At 36.7% G+C, this 22,546-nt stretch carries 18 protein-coding genes, 2 tRNA genes and 1 pseudogene; all 21 read right to left on the bottom strand.

The annotated features are described in order from the left end of the window. Positions 1-154: 154 nt before the first annotated feature. Positions 155-910, bottom strand: coding sequence for a DeoR/GlpR family DNA-binding transcription regulator (locus QKW49_RS25025; RefSeq protein ID WP_282865357.1), 756 nt, complete (start codon positions 908-910; stop codon positions 155-157). Positions 911-1,396: 486 nt separating this feature from the next. Next, positions 1,397-2,134 (bottom strand): 3-oxoacyl-ACP reductase FabG, encoded by a 738-nt coding sequence (gene fabG, locus QKW49_RS25020; RefSeq protein ID WP_282865356.1) that lies wholly within the window; start codon positions 2,132-2,134, stop codon positions 1,397-1,399. Between the two features lie 143 nt (positions 2,135-2,277). Next, a complete protein-coding gene (locus QKW49_RS25015) occupies positions 2,278-3,213 on the bottom strand; it encodes a transketolase family protein (protein WP_282865355.1) in 936 nt (311 codons plus the stop codon). Between the two features lie 18 nt (positions 3,214-3,231). After that, positions 3,232-4,053 (bottom strand): transketolase, encoded by an 822-nt coding sequence (locus QKW49_RS25010; protein WP_282865354.1) that lies wholly within the window; start codon positions 4,051-4,053, stop codon positions 3,232-3,234. Between the two features lie 85 nt (positions 4,054-4,138). Continuing rightward, positions 4,139-4,612, bottom strand: a complete 474-nt coding sequence (locus QKW49_RS25005) for an RpiB/LacA/LacB family sugar-phosphate isomerase (protein ID WP_282865353.1) — start codon at positions 4,610-4,612, stop codon at positions 4,139-4,141. Between the two features lie 30 nt (positions 4,613-4,642). Then, a complete protein-coding gene (locus QKW49_RS25000) occupies positions 4,643-5,548 on the bottom strand; it encodes a glycyl-radical enzyme activating protein (protein WP_282865351.1) in 906 nt (301 codons plus the stop codon). A 12-nt stretch (positions 5,549-5,560) separates the two neighbouring features. Next, positions 5,561-7,930, bottom strand: a complete 2,370-nt coding sequence (locus QKW49_RS24995) for a formate C-acetyltransferase/glycerol dehydratase family glycyl radical enzyme (RefSeq protein WP_282865350.1) — start codon at positions 7,928-7,930, stop codon at positions 5,561-5,563. A 16-nt stretch (positions 7,931-7,946) separates the two neighbouring features. After that, positions 7,947-9,233 carry a TRAP transporter large permease gene (locus tag QKW49_RS24990; RefSeq protein ID WP_282865349.1) on the bottom strand — a complete coding sequence of 429 codons (1,287 nt, stop codon included), beginning with the start codon at positions 9,231-9,233 and terminating at the stop codon, positions 7,947-7,949. Between the two features lie 122 nt (positions 9,234-9,355). Beyond that, the gene (locus tag QKW49_RS24985) at positions 9,356-9,838 is read right to left on the bottom strand and encodes a TRAP transporter small permease (protein WP_282865348.1); all 483 of its coding nucleotides are present in this window, start codon (positions 9,836-9,838) and stop codon (positions 9,356-9,358) included. A gap of 227 nt (positions 9,839-10,065) precedes the next feature. Continuing rightward, on the bottom strand, positions 10,066-11,115 hold the full coding sequence (locus QKW49_RS24980) for a transaldolase family protein (RefSeq protein WP_282865347.1): 1,050 nt from the start codon (positions 11,113-11,115) through the stop codon (positions 10,066-10,068). A 90-nt stretch (positions 11,116-11,205) separates the two neighbouring features. After that, positions 11,206-12,279 (bottom strand): TRAP transporter substrate-binding protein, encoded by a 1,074-nt coding sequence (locus QKW49_RS24975; RefSeq protein WP_282865346.1) that lies wholly within the window; start codon positions 12,277-12,279, stop codon positions 11,206-11,208. 714 nt (positions 12,280-12,993) lie between these two features. Further along, a pseudogene (locus tag QKW49_RS24970) lies at positions 12,994-13,086 on the bottom strand (acetyl-CoA acetyltransferase); the annotation flags it as partial. 383 nt (positions 13,087-13,469) lie between these two features. Beyond that, positions 13,470-13,543, bottom strand: a tRNA-Gln gene (locus tag QKW49_RS24965). Between the two features lie 5 nt (positions 13,544-13,548). Beyond that, positions 13,549-13,633: transfer RNA gene (locus QKW49_RS24960), tRNA-Leu, on the bottom strand. Positions 13,634-13,784: 151 nt separating this feature from the next. Next, positions 13,785-15,422: an ABC transporter substrate-binding protein gene (locus tag QKW49_RS24955; RefSeq protein WP_282865345.1), complete on the bottom strand. Its 1,638-nt coding sequence runs from the start codon at positions 15,420-15,422 to the stop codon at positions 13,785-13,787. Positions 15,423-15,668: 246 nt separating this feature from the next. Beyond that, complete coding sequence (pgeF, locus tag QKW49_RS24950) at positions 15,669-16,490, bottom strand: peptidoglycan editing factor PgeF (RefSeq protein ID WP_282865344.1); 822 nt, start codon at positions 16,488-16,490, stop codon at positions 15,669-15,671. A 145-nt stretch (positions 16,491-16,635) separates the two neighbouring features. Beyond that, on the bottom strand, positions 16,636-16,896 hold the full coding sequence (locus QKW49_RS24945) for a stage V sporulation protein S (RefSeq protein ID WP_282865343.1): 261 nt from the start codon (positions 16,894-16,896) through the stop codon (positions 16,636-16,638). 99 nt (positions 16,897-16,995) lie between these two features. Continuing rightward, entirely contained in the window at positions 16,996-17,769 is a 774-nt protein-coding gene (locus QKW49_RS24940) for a TIGR00282 family metallophosphoesterase (RefSeq protein ID WP_282865342.1), read from the bottom strand. Between the two features lie 132 nt (positions 17,770-17,901). Further along, positions 17,902-19,479 (bottom strand): ribonuclease Y, encoded by a 1,578-nt coding sequence (gene rny, locus QKW49_RS24935; RefSeq protein WP_282865341.1) that lies wholly within the window; start codon positions 19,477-19,479, stop codon positions 17,902-17,904. Positions 19,480-19,708: 229 nt separating this feature from the next. Continuing rightward, positions 19,709-20,554, bottom strand: a complete 846-nt coding sequence (gene folD, locus QKW49_RS24930; RefSeq protein ID WP_282865340.1) for a bifunctional methylenetetrahydrofolate dehydrogenase/methenyltetrahydrofolate cyclohydrolase FolD — start codon at positions 20,552-20,554, stop codon at positions 19,709-19,711. Positions 20,555-20,595: 41 nt separating this feature from the next. Next, a complete protein-coding gene (locus QKW49_RS24925) occupies positions 20,596-22,458 on the bottom strand; it encodes a YgiQ family radical SAM protein (protein ID WP_282865339.1) in 1,863 nt (620 codons plus the stop codon). Between the last annotated feature and the right edge of the window lie 88 nt (positions 22,459-22,546).

Genomic DNA, 22,546 nt, shown 5'->3' with positions numbered 1-22,546 from the left:
GAATCAAAATTCCAACGGTTCTGCTACGGTTTCAACTAAATCAATATAAATCCATCATTATACTGCTAGTTGATTTCGTCTAATCTATTTATTATTTGTATAATTATTACGGGAAATATTTTTTTAAAACGTACATATCAATCTTTATAAACGTTCAATATACTTGAACATTATTACTATTAGCTGCTTGTAATATCTGATCAGGAAGTTTTTCATCACTTATTAAAATATCTATATCTTTTAAAGTTGCAAAAGTATAAGGCATATTTTTATTAATTTTACTCTTATCCATGATCATAATAACCTTTTGTGCTTTTTGAATAATAGCTTGCTTTAAATTGCATTCATTAAAACTGCCGCTAGTAAATCCGGCTTCTAGAGAGAACCCTAGTGTTCCCATAAACGCGATATCAATGTTAATATGTTTTATAAACTCTAAAGAACCCATACCAGATATAGATATATTACTCCTGGTTAAATGTCCCCCGATTATATTTACAGAAGGAGAATTTTTCTTAATAATTTCCAATGCGATGTTAGGACCTGTGGTAAATATATATAAACGTTCATCGGGTAAGATTTTAGCCAAAGACATTATAGTCGTACCCGCATCCAGAAATATTGAACGTCCGGTTTCAATATATTTAACTGCTTTTTGTGCTATAATTTCTTTAGCTCTAACATTTTCTGTACTACGCAAGCTATATTCTTCAGCGGTTTCTTGCAATATATTGATTGACTTAGCTCCACCATGTATCCTAATAATGTCTCCATTTTTTTCAAGATAGGCTAAATCTCTTCGAATGGTCATACTTGACACATCAGGAAATAATTCTTGCAATTCCCTGAACTGTACCTCACCCCTTTGCTGAATATAGCTATTCAGTTTATTACGCCTATCAATATTCAATAAATACCACTTCCTGACTATTTTTCTTTTATCTGTTGATCAAAACAAATGCTCATTTACATAATTATTTGTTACTTAAAAACAATCATTGATACTTTAAAACATTGATGTATTTGATTTTATCAAATATAGTATGATAAGTCAATTAGCAGCACTACGCAAATTCGATAACAGTTATATCATCTTACTACAATCATAACATCCCTGATCATACTAACCAAGTTATCGTATCCTGCTAGGAATTGCAGTAAAGTATTACATACTGCACCATAAGTATCAAATTCTTCTACCTTCATTCCATCTGGAAGATACGCCTTGTTGAATCAATAAATCTGTATTTTGATAGTATTTAGTATTGGTTTGGATAGTTATTCTGCTTTTTTGTCCATTAGTTTTTTCATAAATTGGGTATAATAACTTAGCACCTGATTCATTCTTATTACTTCCCTCTAATTGTAGACATTTAGTTGCTTTAATTTAAAATATTTATCTCATTAGAAGTCCGCCATTAACATCGATAGTAGCACCTGTTATATAGCTCGAACGATCTGATGAAAGAAAAACAACCGTATCCGCCACATCTTCTACAGCACCAATTCTTCCCAAAGGTATTCCACTACTTGTAAAATTTAAATGCTCTGTAGATTTAGTTTTTATTCTTCCCGGTGCAACAGAATTTACATTTATATCGTACCCTGCTCCTTTTAAGGCCAAACATTTGGTTAAAGCTATTACTCCACCTTTTGCCGCAGAATAATCAACGCCTGAATATATTCCTCCGCATTCTCCAGCCATAGAGGAAATATTAATAATCTTTCCATACTTTTTCTTCATCATTTCAATTAATACCAACTTGCTGCATAAAAATACACTTTTTAAGTTAGTATCAACTACTTTATCCCAATCATCTTCTTTAAGATCTTCTATTTGAACGCCATGAAGGATACCTGCATTATTTACAAGGATATCTACCTTTCCAAATTTATCAATTACGCATCTTATCATATTTTCAACATCTTTTTTCTTGGTGACATCGGTACATAATGCTAGTCCGTCCACTTTCATTTTTTTCACTTCAGATAATACTAGTTTGGCGTTTTCGATATTCCTATTGGCAATAACGATGTTAGCCCCTTCTCTCGCTAGTGCTAAGCATATAGCCTCTCCGATCCCTGTACCTCCTCCAGTAACTATAGCAACCTTCCCCTTCAAATCCATATCCATACTATTGTCCCTTTCATCATTACTCTGGTGGAATCATGCCCTTGGCGGATAACATCGTACAACATTGATTCTTTTTCCATTATTATACACCCATGATGTTTCTCCAATGCTTGCCGGAATAAATATTTCAACTGTTATTTTGTTTATGGCTTTATTACTTTCTTTACTGCATCTATAATTGCTTGTGAAGTTAATCCATAGTATTCAAGTAATTCATCATAACTATGAGCTGACGTTCCGAATCGATCGGTTATACCTACGAACTCAATAGGAAGATTTGTCTCGCCTCTTAATGCTTCTGCAATAGCTCCTCCCAGTCCTCCTATAATGCTATGCTCCTCTGCTGTAATGACAGCCTTGCATTCTTTCGTCAAATCTATAATACCTTGTTTATCTAACGGTTTTACTGTACTTACATTCACCACTTTGGCAGAAACACCTTCTCCTTCTAAGATTTCTGCCGCTTCTAACGATTTTGACAGCATTACACCATTTGCAAATATTACTATGTCGCTTCCCTCTTTCTTAGTATAGAGCTTTCCTATTTCAAAATGTTCATCTTCGCTGGTCAAAACCGGTAAATCATTTCTGTTAATTCTTATGTACATGGGACCATGATTCTTCGCCATCGCATTTACCATCTTTTTAGTTTCCACCGCGTCAGCAGGAACAAGAACAGTCATATTGGGGATGGCCCTCATAATTGCTATATCTTCTACTGACTGGTGAGTAGACCCATCACCAAAATCAGAAAGTCCTGCACTTGAACCACAAATTTTCACATTTAATTTAGCAATGGAGATGGTTTGTCTTATCTGGTCATAGGCTCTGCCTGCAGAAAATACTGCAAAAGAATTGATAAATGGTATCTTTTCAACCAACGAGAGTCCTGCCGCCGTAGATGCCATATTTTGTTCCGCGATTCCCATTTCAAAAAATCTCTCAGGATAATATTGCTGAAACATAATACTCATTGTAGACTTCCCTAAGTCTGCTTCTAACACCACTATATTTTTATTATCTTTTCCTAATTGCACCAATGTTTCCCCATAGGCTGCTCTTAGACTTTGACTATTCAACTGTCTCACCCCACTTAGTCATATTAAATTTTGCACTGCAAGCTCATATTGTGCTTCGGTTAATGCAACATTATGATATTCTGCTTTATCTTTCGCAAAGGCAATGCCTTTACCTTTCACTGTATTGGCAATAATAATGGTTGGCTTATCTTTGATTCCATCTGCCTCATCTAAAGCTTCTAGTATTTCTTTTACATTATGGCCATCTATTTCTATGACATGCCACCCAAATGCCTTCCACTTGTCGTTAATATTTCCAAGATCAAACCTTTCTTTCATGCTTCCCGTTGACATAAGTCCATTCGCATCTAAAATAGCTACAAGATTATCTAACTTAAAGTTTGCCGATGACATTGCAGCTTCCCAAATTTGGCCTTCTGCAATTTCTCCGTCACCTAGCATGACATATACCTTTCTGCTGCTTCCATCTAATTTTAATCCTAAGGCCATACCTGCACCTATAGATAATCCTTGACCAAGAGATCCTGTATTTGCTTCTACTCCTGGTGTTTTTGTCATATCCGGATGTCCTTGAAGCATCGCACCTATTGATTTTACCTTCTTAAACTCATCTTTACTGAAAAAGCCTTTGCCGGCCAAAGCCGCATACTGCACTAATGCCCCATGGCCTTTGCTTAAAAGAAACCTATCCCGATCTTGCTCTTTTGGATTTTGAGGATTGATTTTCATTTTACTAAAATATAATGCCGCGACAATATCAGCACAAGAGCAAGAACCCCCTAGATGCCCTGCCTTTCCGATACCGATCATCTCTAGTATACCCTGTCTTAATTCAAGTGCCTTTTCTTCTATTTCTTGAATCCGTTCTTTAGATGCCACATGTATCCCTTCCTTTTTATTAATTTACTGCAATCCTCTAAACCGATATATCTTAGCTAATGATTTGCGATATTTTTTTAACCTTTTATTTTAAATTTTGATTTTCAATATCAAGTAATTTTTGGAACCCGTTGGCCTGAATTTTTTTACGTTCTTCACTAAATCCCTGACCGATTTCAGCATTAAGCCATCGGTCAACCATATCGCAAGCAATTTTCTCTCCTACAATCCATTTGCCCATGCACAGTACATTCGCTCTATTGATTACATAGCACAGTTCTGCAGTAGTTGCAGATTCAACGGCAGCCGCGTAAACCCCTTTAAATTTATTCGCACACAAAGATACGCCCATACCTGTTCCGCAAAATAAAATGCCTCTATCAATCTCTTTATTCTGGATAGCTTTTGCTACATTAGGTACGATTTCATAAAATGCATAAGGTTGCTCACTGGTTACCATCCCTAGATCCACTACCTCATAACCTTTTTCCAATAGATGCTGCTTTACAATTTCTTTTAATGAAAAAGATACCATTTCACCTGCTATTGCAATTTTCATCAAAACGCCTCCTTTTTTGCTGCTACACACTTATGAGACCACTTCCAATCCATTGACCTGTAGGACTTCAATACTATCCTTCAGTGCTTGCTCCATATCATTCACTTCCAATTCCGATAGTGTATAGGGTCGATTTAACAACTGATATTTTGACTCGCCAAAATTATGGTAAGGCAATAACTCTATCTTCTTTAATTTGTTTTCATTCATAAATGAAGCAATCATTTTCATATGATCCACGTCAGCGTTATATCCCGGTATATAAGGAACCCGCACCGTTATATCCTTTCCGGTATTAGCTAAAAGCTTAAGATTGGACAATATCAAATTATTTCCAATTCCTGTATACTTTTTATGCATCTCACTATCCATATGTTTTATATCGTATAAAAAATAATCAATACATTCCGCACATTGGTGTATTAATGACCAACAAGTCATCCCCGTTGTTTCAATTGCAGTCGATATACCGGCATCTTTAAACTTTTTTAATAGTGAGAGTAAGAATTCAGGTTGACTAAAAGGCTCTCCACCGGATATGGTAACTCCTCCGCCTGAAGACATATAAAACCTTCTATCCTTTTCTACTTCTTTATATACTTCTTCAACACTCATGGGTTTCCCTTTTAATGTTAGCGCTTGAGTGGGGCATTGTTCCGCGCATTTTCCGCATCCAATGCATCGGTCTCTGATAATCCTGCTATGACTATAATCGCTTTGTGAGACTGCATCAACCTGACAAATATCGCCACACATATTGCATTTTATGCATTTATCCGGATTCCAAAAAAGCTCCGGCTGCATCTTTTGCGACTCCGGATTAGAGCACCATAAACAGCTTAATGGACAACCTTTCAAGAAAACGATGGTTCGAATACCAGGGCCATCATGAATGCTGAATCTTTGTATATCAAATACTATGCCTGAATGATTCATGTCCTGTACTCCTTATAAGTCCGCTTCATTTCTGGCTATTACGGAATCTTGGGCCTTTTTTGAAAGCTGTACGAATATAGCACTATACCCTGCTACTCTTACTACTAATCCTTTGTAATTCTCAGGATTTATTTGAGCATCTTTGAGAATATCATTATTGATCACATTGAACTGCCAATGGAAACCATTAATATCAACAAAGCTTCTGATTAGTTGCTTCATCTTCTCAATGCCGTTTTTTGTCTTGAAGATACCAGGCATCATTCTCTGATTGACAATGACACCATTGGGACATCTTACCAAATCAACCTTGCACACTGATTTCAAAGCCGCAGTAGGACCTAACTTATCCTGACCATACATTGGCGTGAGACCGTCGGATAATGGAAATCGCGCTAATCTGCCATCCGGAGTCGCTGCAGTGGCATCTCCCAACCCAACTTGAGCTGCAACCGAATAAAGAGCGGGCCAAAATCTGCCACCTCTAAAATTCGTGTATTTTTCAAGCTCATCGAAAAATACATCTGTGATGTCTTTTACCAAACTATCCACTTCGTCACTATCATTTCCAAACTTATCCAACCTATCAGTTATATATCTTCTGAGTACTTCTTCTTCCGCAAAATTATTTTTAAGAATATTTCTAAATTGTGCTAATGAAAGCCTTTTCTGATTGTAAACAATCTCATTGATAGCATGCAAAGAGTCTCCGCATGTAGCAGCGCCCACCCCTACCAAACCTGTCGTATTATAATAAGCACCACTGTCGGTAACATCTCTTCCTTTTTGAATACAATTGTCAACAAACATACTGATAAATGGGAGTTGGAGTATTTCTTTATGAATAAAATCTGTTAAATTCGCTTCTGTAACCTGCATTTCTATGCCGTTTTTCAACTGTTTTATAAAGGCTTCCTTAAATTCGTCAAAGTTCTTTAGTCCATCTACAGGTATCTCTAAACCTGCTTGTTTTTCATTTAGTATGTCCTTACCATTATTCATGGTGACTTCCAGGACTTTAGCAAAGTTTATATAGCCGCCGTTACAGCGTGCCCACATACGATATACAGTAATTTCATCACATCCGACCGGAATATATTCTCTGGCTTCCTTTAATGGAATAGCAAAATTCATCAACGACGGTATAATAAGCTCATCATTTAACAGCTGTGGCATGCCATTTCCTTTAGATATACATTCAACAACACCGGTTAAAAATTCATCCGGAGTATTTTTATGTACTCTTACAGTGAAATTAGGCTGATGTAGTCCTATGTGTGCATTGGATGTCAAACACATATAAGAGAGATCATTGGTACTGTCCTTCCCCTTGCTGTCAATACCCCCTACGACGAGGTTTTGACCTGAGGCATAACCTGCATTGACTTCAGCTGCTTTTTTATCATCTACTCTTAGAATTTCACAAAACTTCAACCACAGACAATCCAATAGTTCCTGCGCCCATTCCCTTGTAATGTTCCCTTTTTCAATATCAGCTTGATAGAATGGATACATATACTGATCAAATCTACCCGGAGTGATAGAAAAGCCGTTTGATTCTATTTGAGGAATTAACTGAATAAGCCAAAAAGACTGAAGTGCTTCATGAAAAGTCTCAGCAGGATATAACGGTACTTTTGCTAAAACTCTTGCTATTTCCAACAGTTCTGATTTTCTAGTTGAATCATTTTGTTTTTCAGCCATTTCTAATGCCAACACTTTATATCTTTCAGCAAAAATCAATACGCCGTTACAAATCTCTTCGCATGCGCTGTAGAAAGCCATTTTTCCAAAATAGTCCGGTTGGTAAGGTTTTAGTTTGCTTTTATGGTCATTAATATCTTCTAAAATACCTTTGATCCCTTTTTGAAGAATGATTTTAAAATCCGGTGCTACATGTGCAAGTCCACTCCACTCATGAGGGTTTGACAGCAAACCCGTTTGAAAAGCATTTTTTACGTTTTCCGGTCGAAGCACTTGAAATTTATCTGTCAGTGTCTTCCCTCTCCAATATGGATATATTTCCCGAAGCTTTTCTTTTACTTCGGGGAGCACTTTTAGCTGGTTATATTCTCTAGTATCAAACTCATCCAATTCATTAATCCAATGGAAGCTTATTTCCGGAAATACTTCGGCTGATCTCGGCTTGGAAGCCGGATATCCGACAATCATTTCACCATCATCAATAAAAATATCCATTCTCCTTAAAGTTTCTTTTAACGCAATTGCTCTTTTCATAATCATTGGTTGACATTCATATTCTTTATAAACTTTTGTATAGATCTCTGCCCTCTGACAGCACATATGCGGAACATGATCTAAAAATGATTTTTTTAATTTTTCTATTCTCACGGATGGCTGCGTATCTATACTAAAACTCATCTCTCATACCTCCATTTTACATAAATTTAGGTGTAATCACTCTAGGTATAAACAATGTCACATCCGGGAAAAGTACTATTAAGAGTATGATTATAGCAATAGTAACTACAAATACTAACATCGTTTTAAATACTTTGTGCATTGGGATTTCTGCTATATGGGATGCTAATAGCAGACAGAGTCCATAGGGCGGTGTAACTAACCCTAACGCCATCGTTGTTACAACTACAACAGCCAAATGTATAGGATGTATGCCTAATGAATTGCTAATTGGGTAAATAATAGGTACAAGTATAATAATACTTGGAGTTGCATCCATAAAAGTACCGGCTACAAAAAATATGAACATTACTAACGATAGAAACATTACATGGTTTGTAGTAAAGGTTTTTAAAAACTCTCCAATCGTATCAGGAATGTGATAATATGCTAGTATATATCCGAAAACTGTTGCAATCCCTATACATAATAAAGTTACTGAACATTCCACTCCGGTTTGAACAAAAATTTCCCATAATTTTTTCATGGTAATAGAATGGTACACAAATACAGCAAGTATTAGAGAATAGGCAACTGCTATAACAGCGGCTTCTGTTGCAGTAAATATACCACCGGTAATCCCACCAATAATAATAATCGGCGTGATCATTGGCAATATTGCTCCTTTAATAGCCTTCAAACCTCTTTTTATAGAAAAGCCTTCTTCACAAGGATAGTTATACTTTTTTGCAAAATAATATGCGATTGCCATTTGAGAAAGTCCAATTGCAACTCCCGGAAAAATACCGGCCAAAAAAAGCGCTCCTACGGAAACCCCTGCCGTGGCAGCATAAATAACCGCTAAAATACTCGGCGGTATAATCTGTCCTATGGTGGATGATGCAGCTGTAATAGCTACAGTAAATTCTTTGCTATAGCCTCTCTTGATCATAGCCGGAATCAATACCGAACCGATCCCAGCCGTATCTGCTGTTGAAGACCCTGATATACCGGCAAAGATCATACTTACCACAACATTAATATGTGCTAATCCACCCTTTATATGTCCTACCAGTGCATAACTAACCTCGATAAGTTTGTCGGTAATCCCTGCGTAATTCATGATATTGCCCGTGAGTAAAAACAGTGGAATAGCCAATATTACGAAACTATCCAATCCCGCAAAAGTCCTCTGAGCTAAAGTAAAAAGGCTTAAAGATTCATCAAAACCTAATACTAATATTGATGAAAAACCGATTGCGAAAGAAATAGGAACTGATAGTAGAATTAATAGAAATAAACTGACCATTAGAATTGCTACCATTATCTTTCCCCCTTATAATGATATTGCTCTCATAAAGTAACACTATGGAATTATAAATTTATAAGAAACATAACTAAATTCAAGCTTTATTATTAAACTCTAAACCATTTATTGATCTGTACTCAATTGATTTGTGATTTTGAATCTTTTATGATGTTAAGTTCTTTCAAAAATAATTCTATGATATAGATGAACATTAATAGACTCCCTATCGGAACTGCAGCATATACCCAAATCATTTTAATATTTAACGCATTTGATACTTTATTCAATCCCATTAAGGTATATTTGTACCCATAAATAAATAAAACGATAATTACAGTTAGCATGCATAAATACACTATAATATTAAGCCATTTCTTATTCTTTAAATTATCTGATATCATCGTAACTGCAAAATGCGCTTTGTTTTTTACCTGAATACTGGAACCTAAAAAAACCAGCCATATAAATGAAAATCTGGCGATTTCATCCGTCCATACCATCGGAACTTTTAGAATTTGTCTGCTTAATACTTGCATCAACACATTTAAAGTAAGTACAATAAGCAATATACCAACAGTCACTTTGGTGATCTTCTCTAATAAGTCAGAAATAGTGGTCATATGTTCCCCTCCCCTTATTATAATCCCGGGAATAAAAATACTCCCGGGATTTATATCTTCATAAAGTATCTGTAAAAGAGTCAGCTAAAATAATCAATTAGATATACTTTAATAATTTATACTAGTGAAAATACACTTAAACAATTATAAAACCCTTCAAAGATGTAAATAAAAGTATTTATGGCTTACAGCAAGAAACATTCAACTGACATTGGCGAGCATTATCATCAGGTCCAGTGCTCCGATGGAACATCAGTCATATATGTTTCGAGACGGGCCCATCCACTTTCCAAAAAGTGTGAAAGTACTTTTTGGACACATCCCAGTTTTATGAACTCTTCAGAAAACAGAGCATTCTCATCATACATCCGTCTGAATTCCTCTATCTTTAAAAGACGTTCAATTGCTGCTGAATCTACCGGTTTATCACAAACAATTTCTCTTGGCATATTTGCTTGTTCTACTAATTTTTGGAATCTCGGGTGTAAAGTAAAGATAACATTTGCACCAGCTAATTCAGCCAACTGCAAGGGTGTTCTTAAACCAGCCGGCATTACTATTCCATGATAACCTTGCTTTTTTACCAATGAAATTGTTTTCTTTGTGATTGCTACACCAGACAAATCAATCTCTCTTTGAGAAAGAATTTTACCATTTTCGCCATTCATCAAACGCATATAATCTTCGATCCGTCCAATTTGCTGCACAATAATACAAACACCCGGTTTGACTCCATTTGCAATTGCTTTATTGTAGCCTTTTTCAAACGCTTCAGCAACTGCCATTGCCTGGGCTACAGAAACATTGACCGATGCACATATAGATGTACCGGAAGACGCAAGTTCTTCCAGAACTTCAATTCCTGCTTTTGTTGCAGGAAGCTTAATCATTACATTCGGCCCCCATTTTTTTATTCTATATGCCTGCTTTAACATTTCTTCAGCATCTCCGGCATTATTAGGATTAAGCTGTCCTAATGCATATCCTTGTTTGTGGTCTGTGCTTTCATATATAGGAAGCAATTCAGACGCAGCATATGTTACAACGATTTTTAGTAACTCTTCGGCGTGCAGCTCTGAAGGAAGATTTTTGGGAACCGCCGCCAACCTATCTTTCCAAAAATCCGGACTTTCGATGAATGTTTTATAAGTCAAAACAGGATTTGTAGTTACTCCCTGTGCTCCTTTTTGGATTGCTGCAGAAATTTCATCTGGATTTCCTGAATCATGCCACCACACTGATCCCGTCGTATTAAACCATTGCCAATAATTACTCATTCTCAAACCTCCTAGTAATGATTACTTTAATAATTACTTTCCACTGTGGAAATCTCTGAAGAGGGAGCCCCAGCTCCCTCTCTCATATTGTTATTTTAGTCCTTCTATTTCCGACAAAATTGCCTCCATATTATATTTCTTTACGAAGTCACTTCTCAGCTGTTTAGTCGCTTCTATCCATTTGTCCTTATCTTGCAGCTCAAAAACTTCAATATTTAAGTTCTTGAGATCATCAATGTACTTAGCATCATCGTCTCTCTCAGTTTTAACTGCATAACTTGCTGCATCCTTTCCGACTTCTATCATTATCTCCTGATATTCTTTCGGCAGCTTTTCTAACTGGGATTTTCCAATTATTAACGGGCGCGTATTGATATTATGTTCTGTGATGGCTACATATTTGCATGGTTCGTACCATTTCTGGGAAACCAGGGTAGCCATCTCGTTTTCTGCCGCGTCTACAACACCCGTCTGCAATCCGGTATAGGCTTCCGCATATGCTACTGTAACAGGCACCGTGCCTAATGCGGTCCATGTGTCTACAACAATCGGCGAGGAATATACTCTCATCTTTACGCCCTTTATATCATCCAGCGTCTCTATTTTCTTTGTTCTTGTAATAAGGTTTCTTCCAATCCCGCCAAACTGGCCAAGAACAATCATCCCTACTTTATCTGCCAGTAGTTTATCTATTTTTTCCCCAACAGGGCCGTTGACGACTTTATCCCTATGTTCACGGCTCGCAAACAGGAAAGGCAATTCATATATCTGATATTCGGGAACGAAATTACCAACATACGCTGGTGAGATAATACCCATATCAACTGTTCCGGCCTGGATGGCCTCCCACACATCCGTCTCGCTGCCAAGCACGCCATCGGAAAACACGTCGATAATAACCTTGCCATTCGTAGCTTCTTTTACTTTGTCAGCAAAATACAAAGCGCCTTTAGTTTGTGCCTGGTCCTTGTTAACCATTACCCCACATTTGAGCTTGTAAGTCTCTTCCGTATCCTTCGTATCCTTGGAAGGCTCCGGTGTTTTTTGCGCGGAATCTGTGTTTTTTGGCGAAGGTGATGCAGTTTGATTTGAACACCCTGTAAAAGCAAGGCTCAAAACAAGTACTACACAGAGTGCCAAACTTGACATTTTGATTTTTTTCATTTTCTTCTCTCCTTTTATTATGATTTTTTATTCCAGCTGCTGTATTTTAAAAAAACCAGCAGAGTTGGAAGTCGGTGAATAGCGCCTCGAAAGAAAAAATACTAGATGCCCAGTTAACTTAATTACGCAATAATCTAATAAAATCGTTAAGTAATGCACTTACAAGATGTCCACCTCCCAAAAAAACCTCTTTTCATTACCGGCTTAATAACTATATATAAATTTAAAGAGAATGTTTTACAAGAATTTCTTATAGAATAAAGCTTGCACTAAAAGAACTGAATCAAAATACCATTAACTAATTAATTGCCAATAACTTCATATTGCTGTAAAGTATTTTATAAATTTACCGTATAGATAGGACTATATTGATTGTTAATTCTAATCAGAATATATTTCTACTATATAATAATCTCAAATTTACAAGTACCAATCATGAACAAATGTTTATTTTAAACATTTTATGTTTGAAATTTTTATATATAAACATATTATGTTTATATATTATCATATATTCATAAATGCCGTCAAGTATTTCTAAATATTTTTATGCATTTTGATGAAATAATAAAGTGTAACTATTATAATTAAATAGCGTTGTAATATTTTGTTGTTATTTATGTTTATTTGTAACAACTGTGCTTAAAGATTACTACACAGTTGGATATTCCATTACTGAATATACTATATATCTCCGGCTTAAAAACGATAAGAAACGTGAATGGGTAAACCTGCCAAAACAGATGCCTGTCTTGCAGTATTCTGACCACACCCAGCCTGCAGTACGTAACCCATCATAACTGCATCAGCTCCTTGGTCCAAGAAAGGTGCTATCTTAGAAATCTTACCCTAGATCCTTCTCAGGTTTACAATATTCTTCTATATGATATTGATAAAGGTACCCACAAAATCATGGATGCTATAATTGAGTATGGATATAACCTAACTATGAAAGAAAGACTAGATTCTCTTGAGTAAAGAAAAGTTACTGCTATCATGCTTCTTGATGATGCCAATGCAAAACTCGAAAAATTTTCAGTGCCCCTTGATAGAATTCAGGAATTTTTGAATAATTTTGAAAGCATTACGCGCCAACTGGAAAAATGGCAAGCCGAAGCAATAAAAAGATACATAAAAAAAATTAACCTCTACCCTGATGAGATAGAGATTAACTTTATTGTGGATTTACCTGGCTGCGGGACTAGGATTCGAACCCAGACAAAGTGAGTCAGAGTCACTCGTGCTACCTTTACACAATCCCGCAATATCTGGTGCGAGAGACGGGACTTGAACCCGTACGCCACAAGACACACGCCCCTCAAACGTGCCTGTCTGCCAGTTCCAGCACTCTCGCTAGACTCAGCATCACATATATTATACGTCTTAAGATAGTATAATATACATACACTGAAACTATTAATTTTACCGACAAAGAGTATTATAGCAGGTTCGTTTTATGTTGTCAATATTTTTTAAAAAACTTCTTCATTATATATAGTAGAATTCTATTCCTTTAACAGATACCATTTATCAATTGCATTGTAAATATTCGTAGCGGTAGGGTTGATTTCCCCTCTCAATCTCTCATTGTATAATATTGCAGATGTTCTAAAATACAGACTGATAAACGGCAAATCTTCTGCTGCTTTCTTTTGCAGAGCAGAATAAGCTTGCTTTCTTTCCTCTTGATTAACTGCTGCAAATGCTCTCGCAAGTAACTGGTCCATTTCAGGATCATTGTATGATATAAAGTTAGTTCCCCTTTCAATCTCTAATGAATGAAAAGCAAAAGTTAGATCACCTATTGGTGAGAAGTTTAGTCCGGTTAATACGATATCAAATGTCTTAGCATTTAACAAGCTATTAAGTTCTTCCCAGCTTACTTTTTTTTGAGTGATTCTGATTCCTATGTCGCGCAATTGCTGCTCTATCATATTTGCAGTTTTATCTCTTATAATATTATCGCTATTCGTAAGCAGCTCAAACGCTAATGGTACTTGTACACCATCTGTTACCTTATCCAGAATACCATCATTGTTGGAATCAGTCCATCCTGCTTCTGAAAGCAGCTGCTTTGCCTTGTCCTTATTATAATTATATATTTGACTCGAAGGGTCATACATCCACCACTCCGGACTAATAGGCACGTCTGCTTTTTTTCCATGACCTAATAGCACTTCATCAATGATCTTATCACGGTCAATAGCATAAACCATTGCTTTTCGTACATTCTTATCCTGAAGAAGTGTATTGTTAAAATTAATTCCCATGAACTCATAATAATTAGTAGTGTATTCCTTTATTTGTATGCCATCTTTTCCGCTATATTTTTCCCAATCCACCACATTTGTCGGCACAAAATCAATTTCTTTTGCTTCTAGTGCATATAAAGCCGTATCATTATCTGCAAATATTTTAACAACGACATTATCAATATATGGTTCTGCCTCTCCCCACCACTGGGTATTAGACTGAAGCTTAATTTCTTTTAAAGGACTATACTCGATAAACTTATAAGGTCCTGTACCCATAGGCTTGAAATTCGGGTCATTTTTCACCTCTTCATTTCCTTGAAACTGATGGCTTGCTATAATCGGAAAGTTCAATGCACTTATAAATCCACCGTATGGCTGACTTAATACCACTTTAAAAGTGTAGTCATCAACCATTCCGAAATAGGATATATGCTGTGTGTTTAATTTATATACAGAGTCAAAAGTATTGCTGGAAATGGTTTTAAAAGTATATTCTACATCTTTTGCAGTAAATTGTACATTATCATGCCATTTAACATCTTTCCTTAAGAAAAATGTCCAAGTCATTCCATCGGGCGACGCTTCCCATCTCTCGGCAAGTGAAGGTTGAACATCCATTTTATCATCATACTTGATTAGACTTTCAAATACTAATCCCAATATTTCAGCATTAGTTTTATTCTTTGTAAGTATAGGATTTAAAGTATCCGGGTCTACCGATTGCAGTGTAACGGTACCCCCTTTTACCGGACCGATATCCTCCACTTTTTTGTCTTTTTCAGGTTGTTCTTTGTCATTAATATCTTGTGTATCCTTTTGGGTATTGCATGCAGTTAATAATAATAGAATCAAAATAAAACTAACTATCTTCTTCATTAGTGTATTCAAAGGGATAGATCCTCCTTATAAATCTTATTACAGTATCTTATACTTGATAGTATTTCAAAAAAGTCAATTATTTAGTCTATAGTAAGATAGGAAAAGTGCTTAATTGTTCCAAAATCAAATATGTGGACAGTCCCTCTGTTATGCCAAAACCGGGCAAACAGCAGGGACAGTCCCCAAGTTCGATTTTCTCTGTGAACCGTGAACCAATCCTACTATTCACTATTAATTATTCACTATTAATTGCTTTTATACCAGTTGCATAATCGCGCAAAGACTTCCTGTTTTTCCTTTATCACGTCTATGCGAGAAGTATAACTCTTCATCACAAAAAGTGCATTCGTTCGCTAACGTAATATGTTCATCCTTTATACCTGCTTGGTTAAATTGAATAATATTCGCCTGCCATAAATCGATATGATATTTATTGCCATCTTTTTTGATAACAAACTTATTTGCATCTTGCCCATAGTTCTGATGAAACTGTTCTATTACAGGTGCATCAACCTCAAAATGGCATTTACCTATGGAAGGTCCTATTGCAGTAAGTATATTGTCAGTATTGCAGCCATATTCCTTAACCATTTTCATGATAGTCTTCGCTCCGATCATTTTAGCAGTGCCTCTCCATCCGGAATGCGAAAGAGCAATCACACACTTTACAGGATCTAAAAAAAACAAGGGTACACAGTCCGCGTAGAAAGTAACCAGTGGTACTCCTTTTTGATTAGTAATCAAACCATCTACTTCTAAGATATCGCTTTCTTTAATCATACCCTTCCCTTTATCCGTTGCAGTTATATTGGCTATTTCATCTTTATGAACCTGATTTGAAAAAACAAGATCGTTATAGTTAATATTTAACTGATTCATTATAATTCTAAAATTCTCAGTCACATTTTCTTTTCTGTCATTTCTATTATACCCAAGGTTAAGATTTTTGCATTCACCTTCACTTACTCCGCCCTTACGGGTAGTAAAACAGTGAGCTACTAATCCCGTTTCATCAAAACTCGGTATAGTAAGATATTCTAACGCATCTTCCATATGATGCTTAAATCCTGTTTTCATTATTCACCTCTTACAAAGTTATATTACTTCGGTTTCCGCACTGATTATACCATATATATTGTGCAAATAAAAGAGAAGTGCAAAAAATCCCAAGGACTTTTTGCACTCAGTAAAAAGCAAAATATATTAAATACCCGGTCATAATTTATCTTGGTTCTATGATTAGTTTTATAGCTGTTCTTTCTTCTCCGTCAATCAAGATATCAGTAAATGCAGGAATACATATCAAATCAATTCCGGAAGGTGCTACAAACCCTCTTGCAATTGCGACTGCTTTTACAGATTGGTTTAACGCTCCCGCACCTATTGCTTGTATTTCTGCCATTCCCTTCTCTCGAATAACTCCTGCCAGCGCACCTGCAATAGAATTTGGATTAGATTTAGATGAAACTTTAAGTACCTCCATTGTTGCTACCTCCATCGATATTATTTCAATATATAACTTATATTCTACATTAAATAGGAAAATCCTTCTTTTTTTTATATTTTTTTGAGGAGTATCTATTTATTTAATAATCAATCTATTTATACTTGTAGTTTTCCCTGTAGATTCATCTATTTCTAAGATAATACCGTTAAATTGTGCCGGTCCATCAGCAATTTCAAACTTCTCAGGTAAATGTGATATAAAGCGGTTGATAATAATTTCTTTTTTCACACCTAAAATTGAATTATAAGGGCCTGTCATTCCAATATCGGTAATATAACCAGTTCCTCCAGGTAGAATTCTCTCATCTGCTGTCTGAATATGCGTATGCGTTCCATACACGGCACTAACCTTTCCGTCTAAATACCAACCCATTGCGACTTTTTCCGAAGTAGCCTCGGCATGGAATTCTACAATAATAATATTGGTAATTTTAGAAAGAGCTTTTAATTCGTTATCAACTGCTCTGAATGGACAATCCAAATTTTCAAGATATACTCTTCCCGAAAGGTTTATTACTGCTACTTTTTGTTTTTTTGCATATGCTATCACGTATCCTGCTCCCGGAGTTCCGGGAGGATAGTTTGCCGGCCGGATAATTTTTGCTTTTTCTTCAAAAAGCCTGAAAACATCTTTCTTGCTCCATACATGATTTCCTAATGTAATAACGTCTACACCTGCATCAAACAATTCGTTAGCGATAGCTCTGGTAATCCCGTTACCTACAGCACTATTCTCGCCATTTGCAATACATAAATCAACTTCGAGATCCTTGATCACTTTGTCCAAAAAATTCTTAACCATTTCACGACCAGGATTACCTACAATATCTCCTATTGCTAAAACCTTCAATGCTTTTCCTCCTGTCATCAAAAACGCTAACATGCATTCTTTCCTAATTTCGATAATCAAAAGCGGGTAGAGCATAACGGACAGCAGATCTTATCATACTATCTACTGCCCACTACTCACTACCCACTTTTACTATCTTGCGTATTCGATTGCTCTAGTCTCTCTAATAACGTTTACTTTAATCTGACCTGGATATTCCAATTCGTTTTCAATTTTCTTTACAATATCTTTAGCAACCAATATTGTTCCTTCATCAGTTAAATCCTCTGGCTTAACCATGATTCTTATTTCTCTCCCTGCCTGGATAGCGAAGGATTTATCTACACCATTAAATGAATTTGCAATTTCCTCAAGTTTTTGTAACCGTTTAATATAGGTTTCAAGATTTTCTCTTCTCGCGCCGGGTCTTGCAGCTGAAATGGTATCGGCAGCTTGTACGAGACATGCAACAATGGTCTCCGGTTCAACATCCCCATGGTGCGCCATAATTGCATGTATTACGTCCTGGCTTTCTCTGTATTTCTTAGCAATATCAGTACCAATCATTACATGAGAACCTTCAACCTCGTGGTCAACAGCCTTACCAATATCATGCAGAAGTCCTGCTCTCTTTGCTATATTAACATCCACACCTAATTCTCCGGCCATAATACCGGCAAGATGTGCTACTTCTATAGAGTGCTTAAGCACATTTTGACCATAACTGGTTCTAAATTTCAGTTTACCTAATAACTTTATTAATTCAGGATGAAGACCGTGTACGCCTGTCTCAAAAGTAGCATGTTCACCCTCTTGTCTGATGGTATTTTCTACTTCTTTCCTAGCTCGTTCTACCGTTTCCTCGATACGTGCAGGATGAATACGACCGTCAACAATCAGTTTTTCAAGCGCTACTCGGGCTACTTCCCTTCTTATAGGATCAAAACCTGATAATATAACCGCTTCAGGTGTATCGTCGATAATCAAATCTATCCCTGTTAAAGTTTCAAGCGTTCTGATATTTCGCCCTTCTCTACCAATAATTCTTCCTTTCATTTCATCATTAGGTAGAGGGACAACCGAAACTGTCGTTTCAGCTACATGGTCTGCCGCACATTTTTGTATGGCAGTACTTATAATATCTTTTGCTTTCTTTTCAGCCTCTTCTTTTGCTTTAGCCTCAATTTCCTTGATCATGATAGCTGCTTCATGCTTAGTTTCATTTTCCACATTTTTAAGCAAGAAGGTTTTTGCTTCGTCTACCGTTAATCCGGATATTCTTTCAAGCTCTTCCATTTGCTTCTTTTGTACCTCCAACGTTTGCTCCTGAAGGACTTGTACTTCTTTATTCTTTTTATTAAGAATTTCTTCTTTCGATTCAAGAGATTCAACTTTTCTGTCAAGTGTTTCTTCCTTTTGCTGCATTCGTCTCTCTTGGCGTTGAATTTCATTTCTTCTTTCTTTAACTTCTCTGTCAAACTCAATTCTATTCTTATGAATTTCTTCTTTTGCTTCTAATAATGCTTCCCTTTTTTTACTCTCAGCAGCCTTATAAGCATCATTAACTATACGTTTTGCTTCTTCCTCCGCACTACCAATTTCAGCTTCAGCAATTTTTTTTCTATATTTAATTCCCAATTGGAAAAAAATCATACCTGAACCTATTGCTGCAGCAAGCGCAACTGCAATCATTATAAGCATTTCTCCAGTTGTAAATGTAATAGCACACACCTCCCTTTATCAATATTCATGTCTTTTCATTTTTTTCATTTACTTCCATTTACTTCCATTTACTTCCATTTCTTTCATAAATCATTTAATAATCCTGAGGAATTTGCATAAAAAATAGCCACTATATATGTTTAGGTGTATAAACATATATATAATTGTAAACTTTTTTAAAAATACTGTCAAGAATCAATTAATATATGGTAATAACTAATAAATAAATGGCACTTGATTATAATTGTACTGCTTTTACCGTGTTCCTCATCAGCATAGCAATGGTCATAGGACCCACGCCCCCAGGTACTGGCGTAATTGCCCCTGCTATTTCTGCAACATTGTCAAAATCAACATCTCCAACCAATTTTTTAGTATCTTCCAATCTATTTATCCCAACATCTATGACTACCGCACCAGGCTTGACCATATCCGCGGTAATAAAATTTGCTTTACCAACAGCGGCAACCAGTATATCTGCTTTCCGGCATACTTCTTTAATATTTTTAGTTCTGGAATGACAGATGGTTACCGTACCATGTTCATGTAGAAGAAGCATAGACTGCGGTTTACCAACGATATTACTTCTTCCAACTACTACACATTCTTTTCCGGCAATCTCTATACCGGATTCTTTTATTAATTCCATCACCCCGGCAGGTGTACAAGGCAAAAAATCATAATTCCCTATCATGATTTTCCCGACATTCACAGGGTGAAAAGCATCAACATCTTTTTTAGGATTAATGGTATTGATTACTTCTTCCTCATTGATGTGCTTGGGTAATGGTAATTGCACTAAAATGCCGTCGATATCTTTCTTTTGATTTAAAGATGTTATCAGATTCACAAGGTCCATTTGTGTAGCATCTTCCGGCAAGGCATATTCTTCCGAATATATACCTATTTCCTCGCATGCTTTCTTCTTGGAATTCACATATACTCTAGATGCAGGATCATTTCCCACTATTACAACAGCCAATCCCGGGGTAATCCCTTTAGATTCAAGCTGCGCTACCTCATGCTTTAATTCATCCTTAATACGTGCTGATAACAGCTTTCCACTTAATACTTTTGCTGGCAATACAGTTCCTCCTTTCCAATACTCGTACTATCCATTTTATGTTATCGTCTCTTCCTTGTCAATCTTTTTTCTTTTTTACCTTTGTGTACGCTGTTTTCCTTGGATCTGCGAGGCCTAATCAGGCATTTCGGGCCATATCCGATCAAATCCATCCTGCCGGCTTTCATAAGCGCTTCAAATACCAATTCATAATTTAAAGGATTCCTGTATTGAAGCAGTGCTCTCTGCATGGCTTTTTCTTTCGGTGAACGGGGTACATATACCTTTTCCATTGTCCTGGGGTCCAGACCTGTATAAAACATGCATGTAGCCAGCGTCCCCGGCGTAGGATAAAAATCCTGCACTTGTTCCGGATAATATTTTATATCTCTTAAATACTCCGCGAGTTCTATTGCTTCTTTTAATCCGCTGCCGGGATGACTGGACATTAAATATGGCACCAGATACTGTTCTTTTCCGATTTTTTTATTAATCTGATAAAATTTATCCGAAAACTTCTGATAAACCTGCTTGGATGGTTTCCCCATTCTTTTTAATACCTCAGGTGAAACATGCTCGGGCGCCACTTTCAATTGTCCGCTCACATGGTGTTCGCATAGCTCCCAAAAAAACTCATCATTGCGATCATTGACAAGATAATCGTATCTTATTCCTGATCGAATAAATACTTTTTTGATCCCTTCTATATTTCTTAGTTCTTTCAGCAGTTCAAGATACTCATCATGGGATATATTCAGTTTTTTACAGGGGCTGGGATACAGACATTGCCTGCTTTTGCACGCCCCATGCTTTATTTGCTTTTCACATGCTTCATTCCTGAAATTAGCAGTAGGCCCCCCCACGTCATGAATATACCCTTTGAACTCCGGATGCCATGCCATATTTCTCGCTTCATTGACAATGGATGCCTTACTTCGGCTTTGTACCGTCCTTCCCTGGTGAAATGTCAGTGCACAAAAGGTACATGCGCCATAACATCCCCTTGAACTGGTGATACTGAATTGTACTTCCTTAATCGCCGGAATACCACCCATTTCTTCATATATGGGATGGTATGTCTTTTGATACGGAAGAGAATACACTGCATCCAACTCACTGCGGCTTAGAGGCATCATAGGCGGATTTTGCACCAAATACTTATCTGCATGAGGCTGAACAGTGATCTTACCTCGAATGGGATCCTGTTCTTCATATTGTATTCTGCATGCCTCTGCATAACTATTTTTATTTTCACTTACCTGTTTATATGATGGAATAACGGTGGCCTTTTCATCCAGATTTTCATCGCCTTTTGTAAGATATACCGTTCCTGCCACACCGGTTATTTCACTTACATGTTTTCCGCCATTTAACGCATTTGCTATTTCTACAATCTGCTTCTCGCCCATCCCATAGATCAGCAAATCTGCCCGCGAATCTACCAGAATAGACCTTCTGACTTTATTGTCCCAATAGTCATAATGGGCAAATCTTCTTAAGCTGGCTTCTATTCCCCCTATGATCACCGGAACATCCTTGAATGCTTCCCGTATGCGATTACAGTAAACAATCACCGCACGGTCCGGTCTGTACCCAGCCTTTCCTCCCGGAGAATAAGCATCATCACTTCTAGGTTTCTTACTGGCCGTATAATGGTTCACCATGGAATCAAGATTCCCGGAGGATATAAGAACTCCCAATCTAGGCCTTCCAAGCTTCACAAAGTCATCAATGCTGCGCCAATCCGGCTGCGCGACGATTCCAACCTTATATCCGTGGCTTTCCAAAACCCTTGTAATAATCGCATGCCCGAAACTCGGATGATCCACATATGCGTCTCCGCTGATATATAAAAAATCTAATTGCTCCCATCCTCTTTGTTCCATATCTTCTTTTGAAATAGGTAAAAAATCGTTTGTTATCATCTATAAACACCCTCTTTTAAGTAATGTACAATGGACAATGGACAATGTACAATTTTTAAACCTGTTACTATAAATATAAACTATCAAT

Origin of the sequence: Petroclostridium sp. X23 (genome assembly GCF_030013905.1) — a bacterium.
Lineage (GTDB): Bacteria > Bacillota > Clostridia > SK-Y3 > SK-Y3 > X23.
The sequence above is the reverse complement of the archived record's forward strand: the minus strand, read 5'-3'. Positions and strand labels throughout refer to the sequence as shown.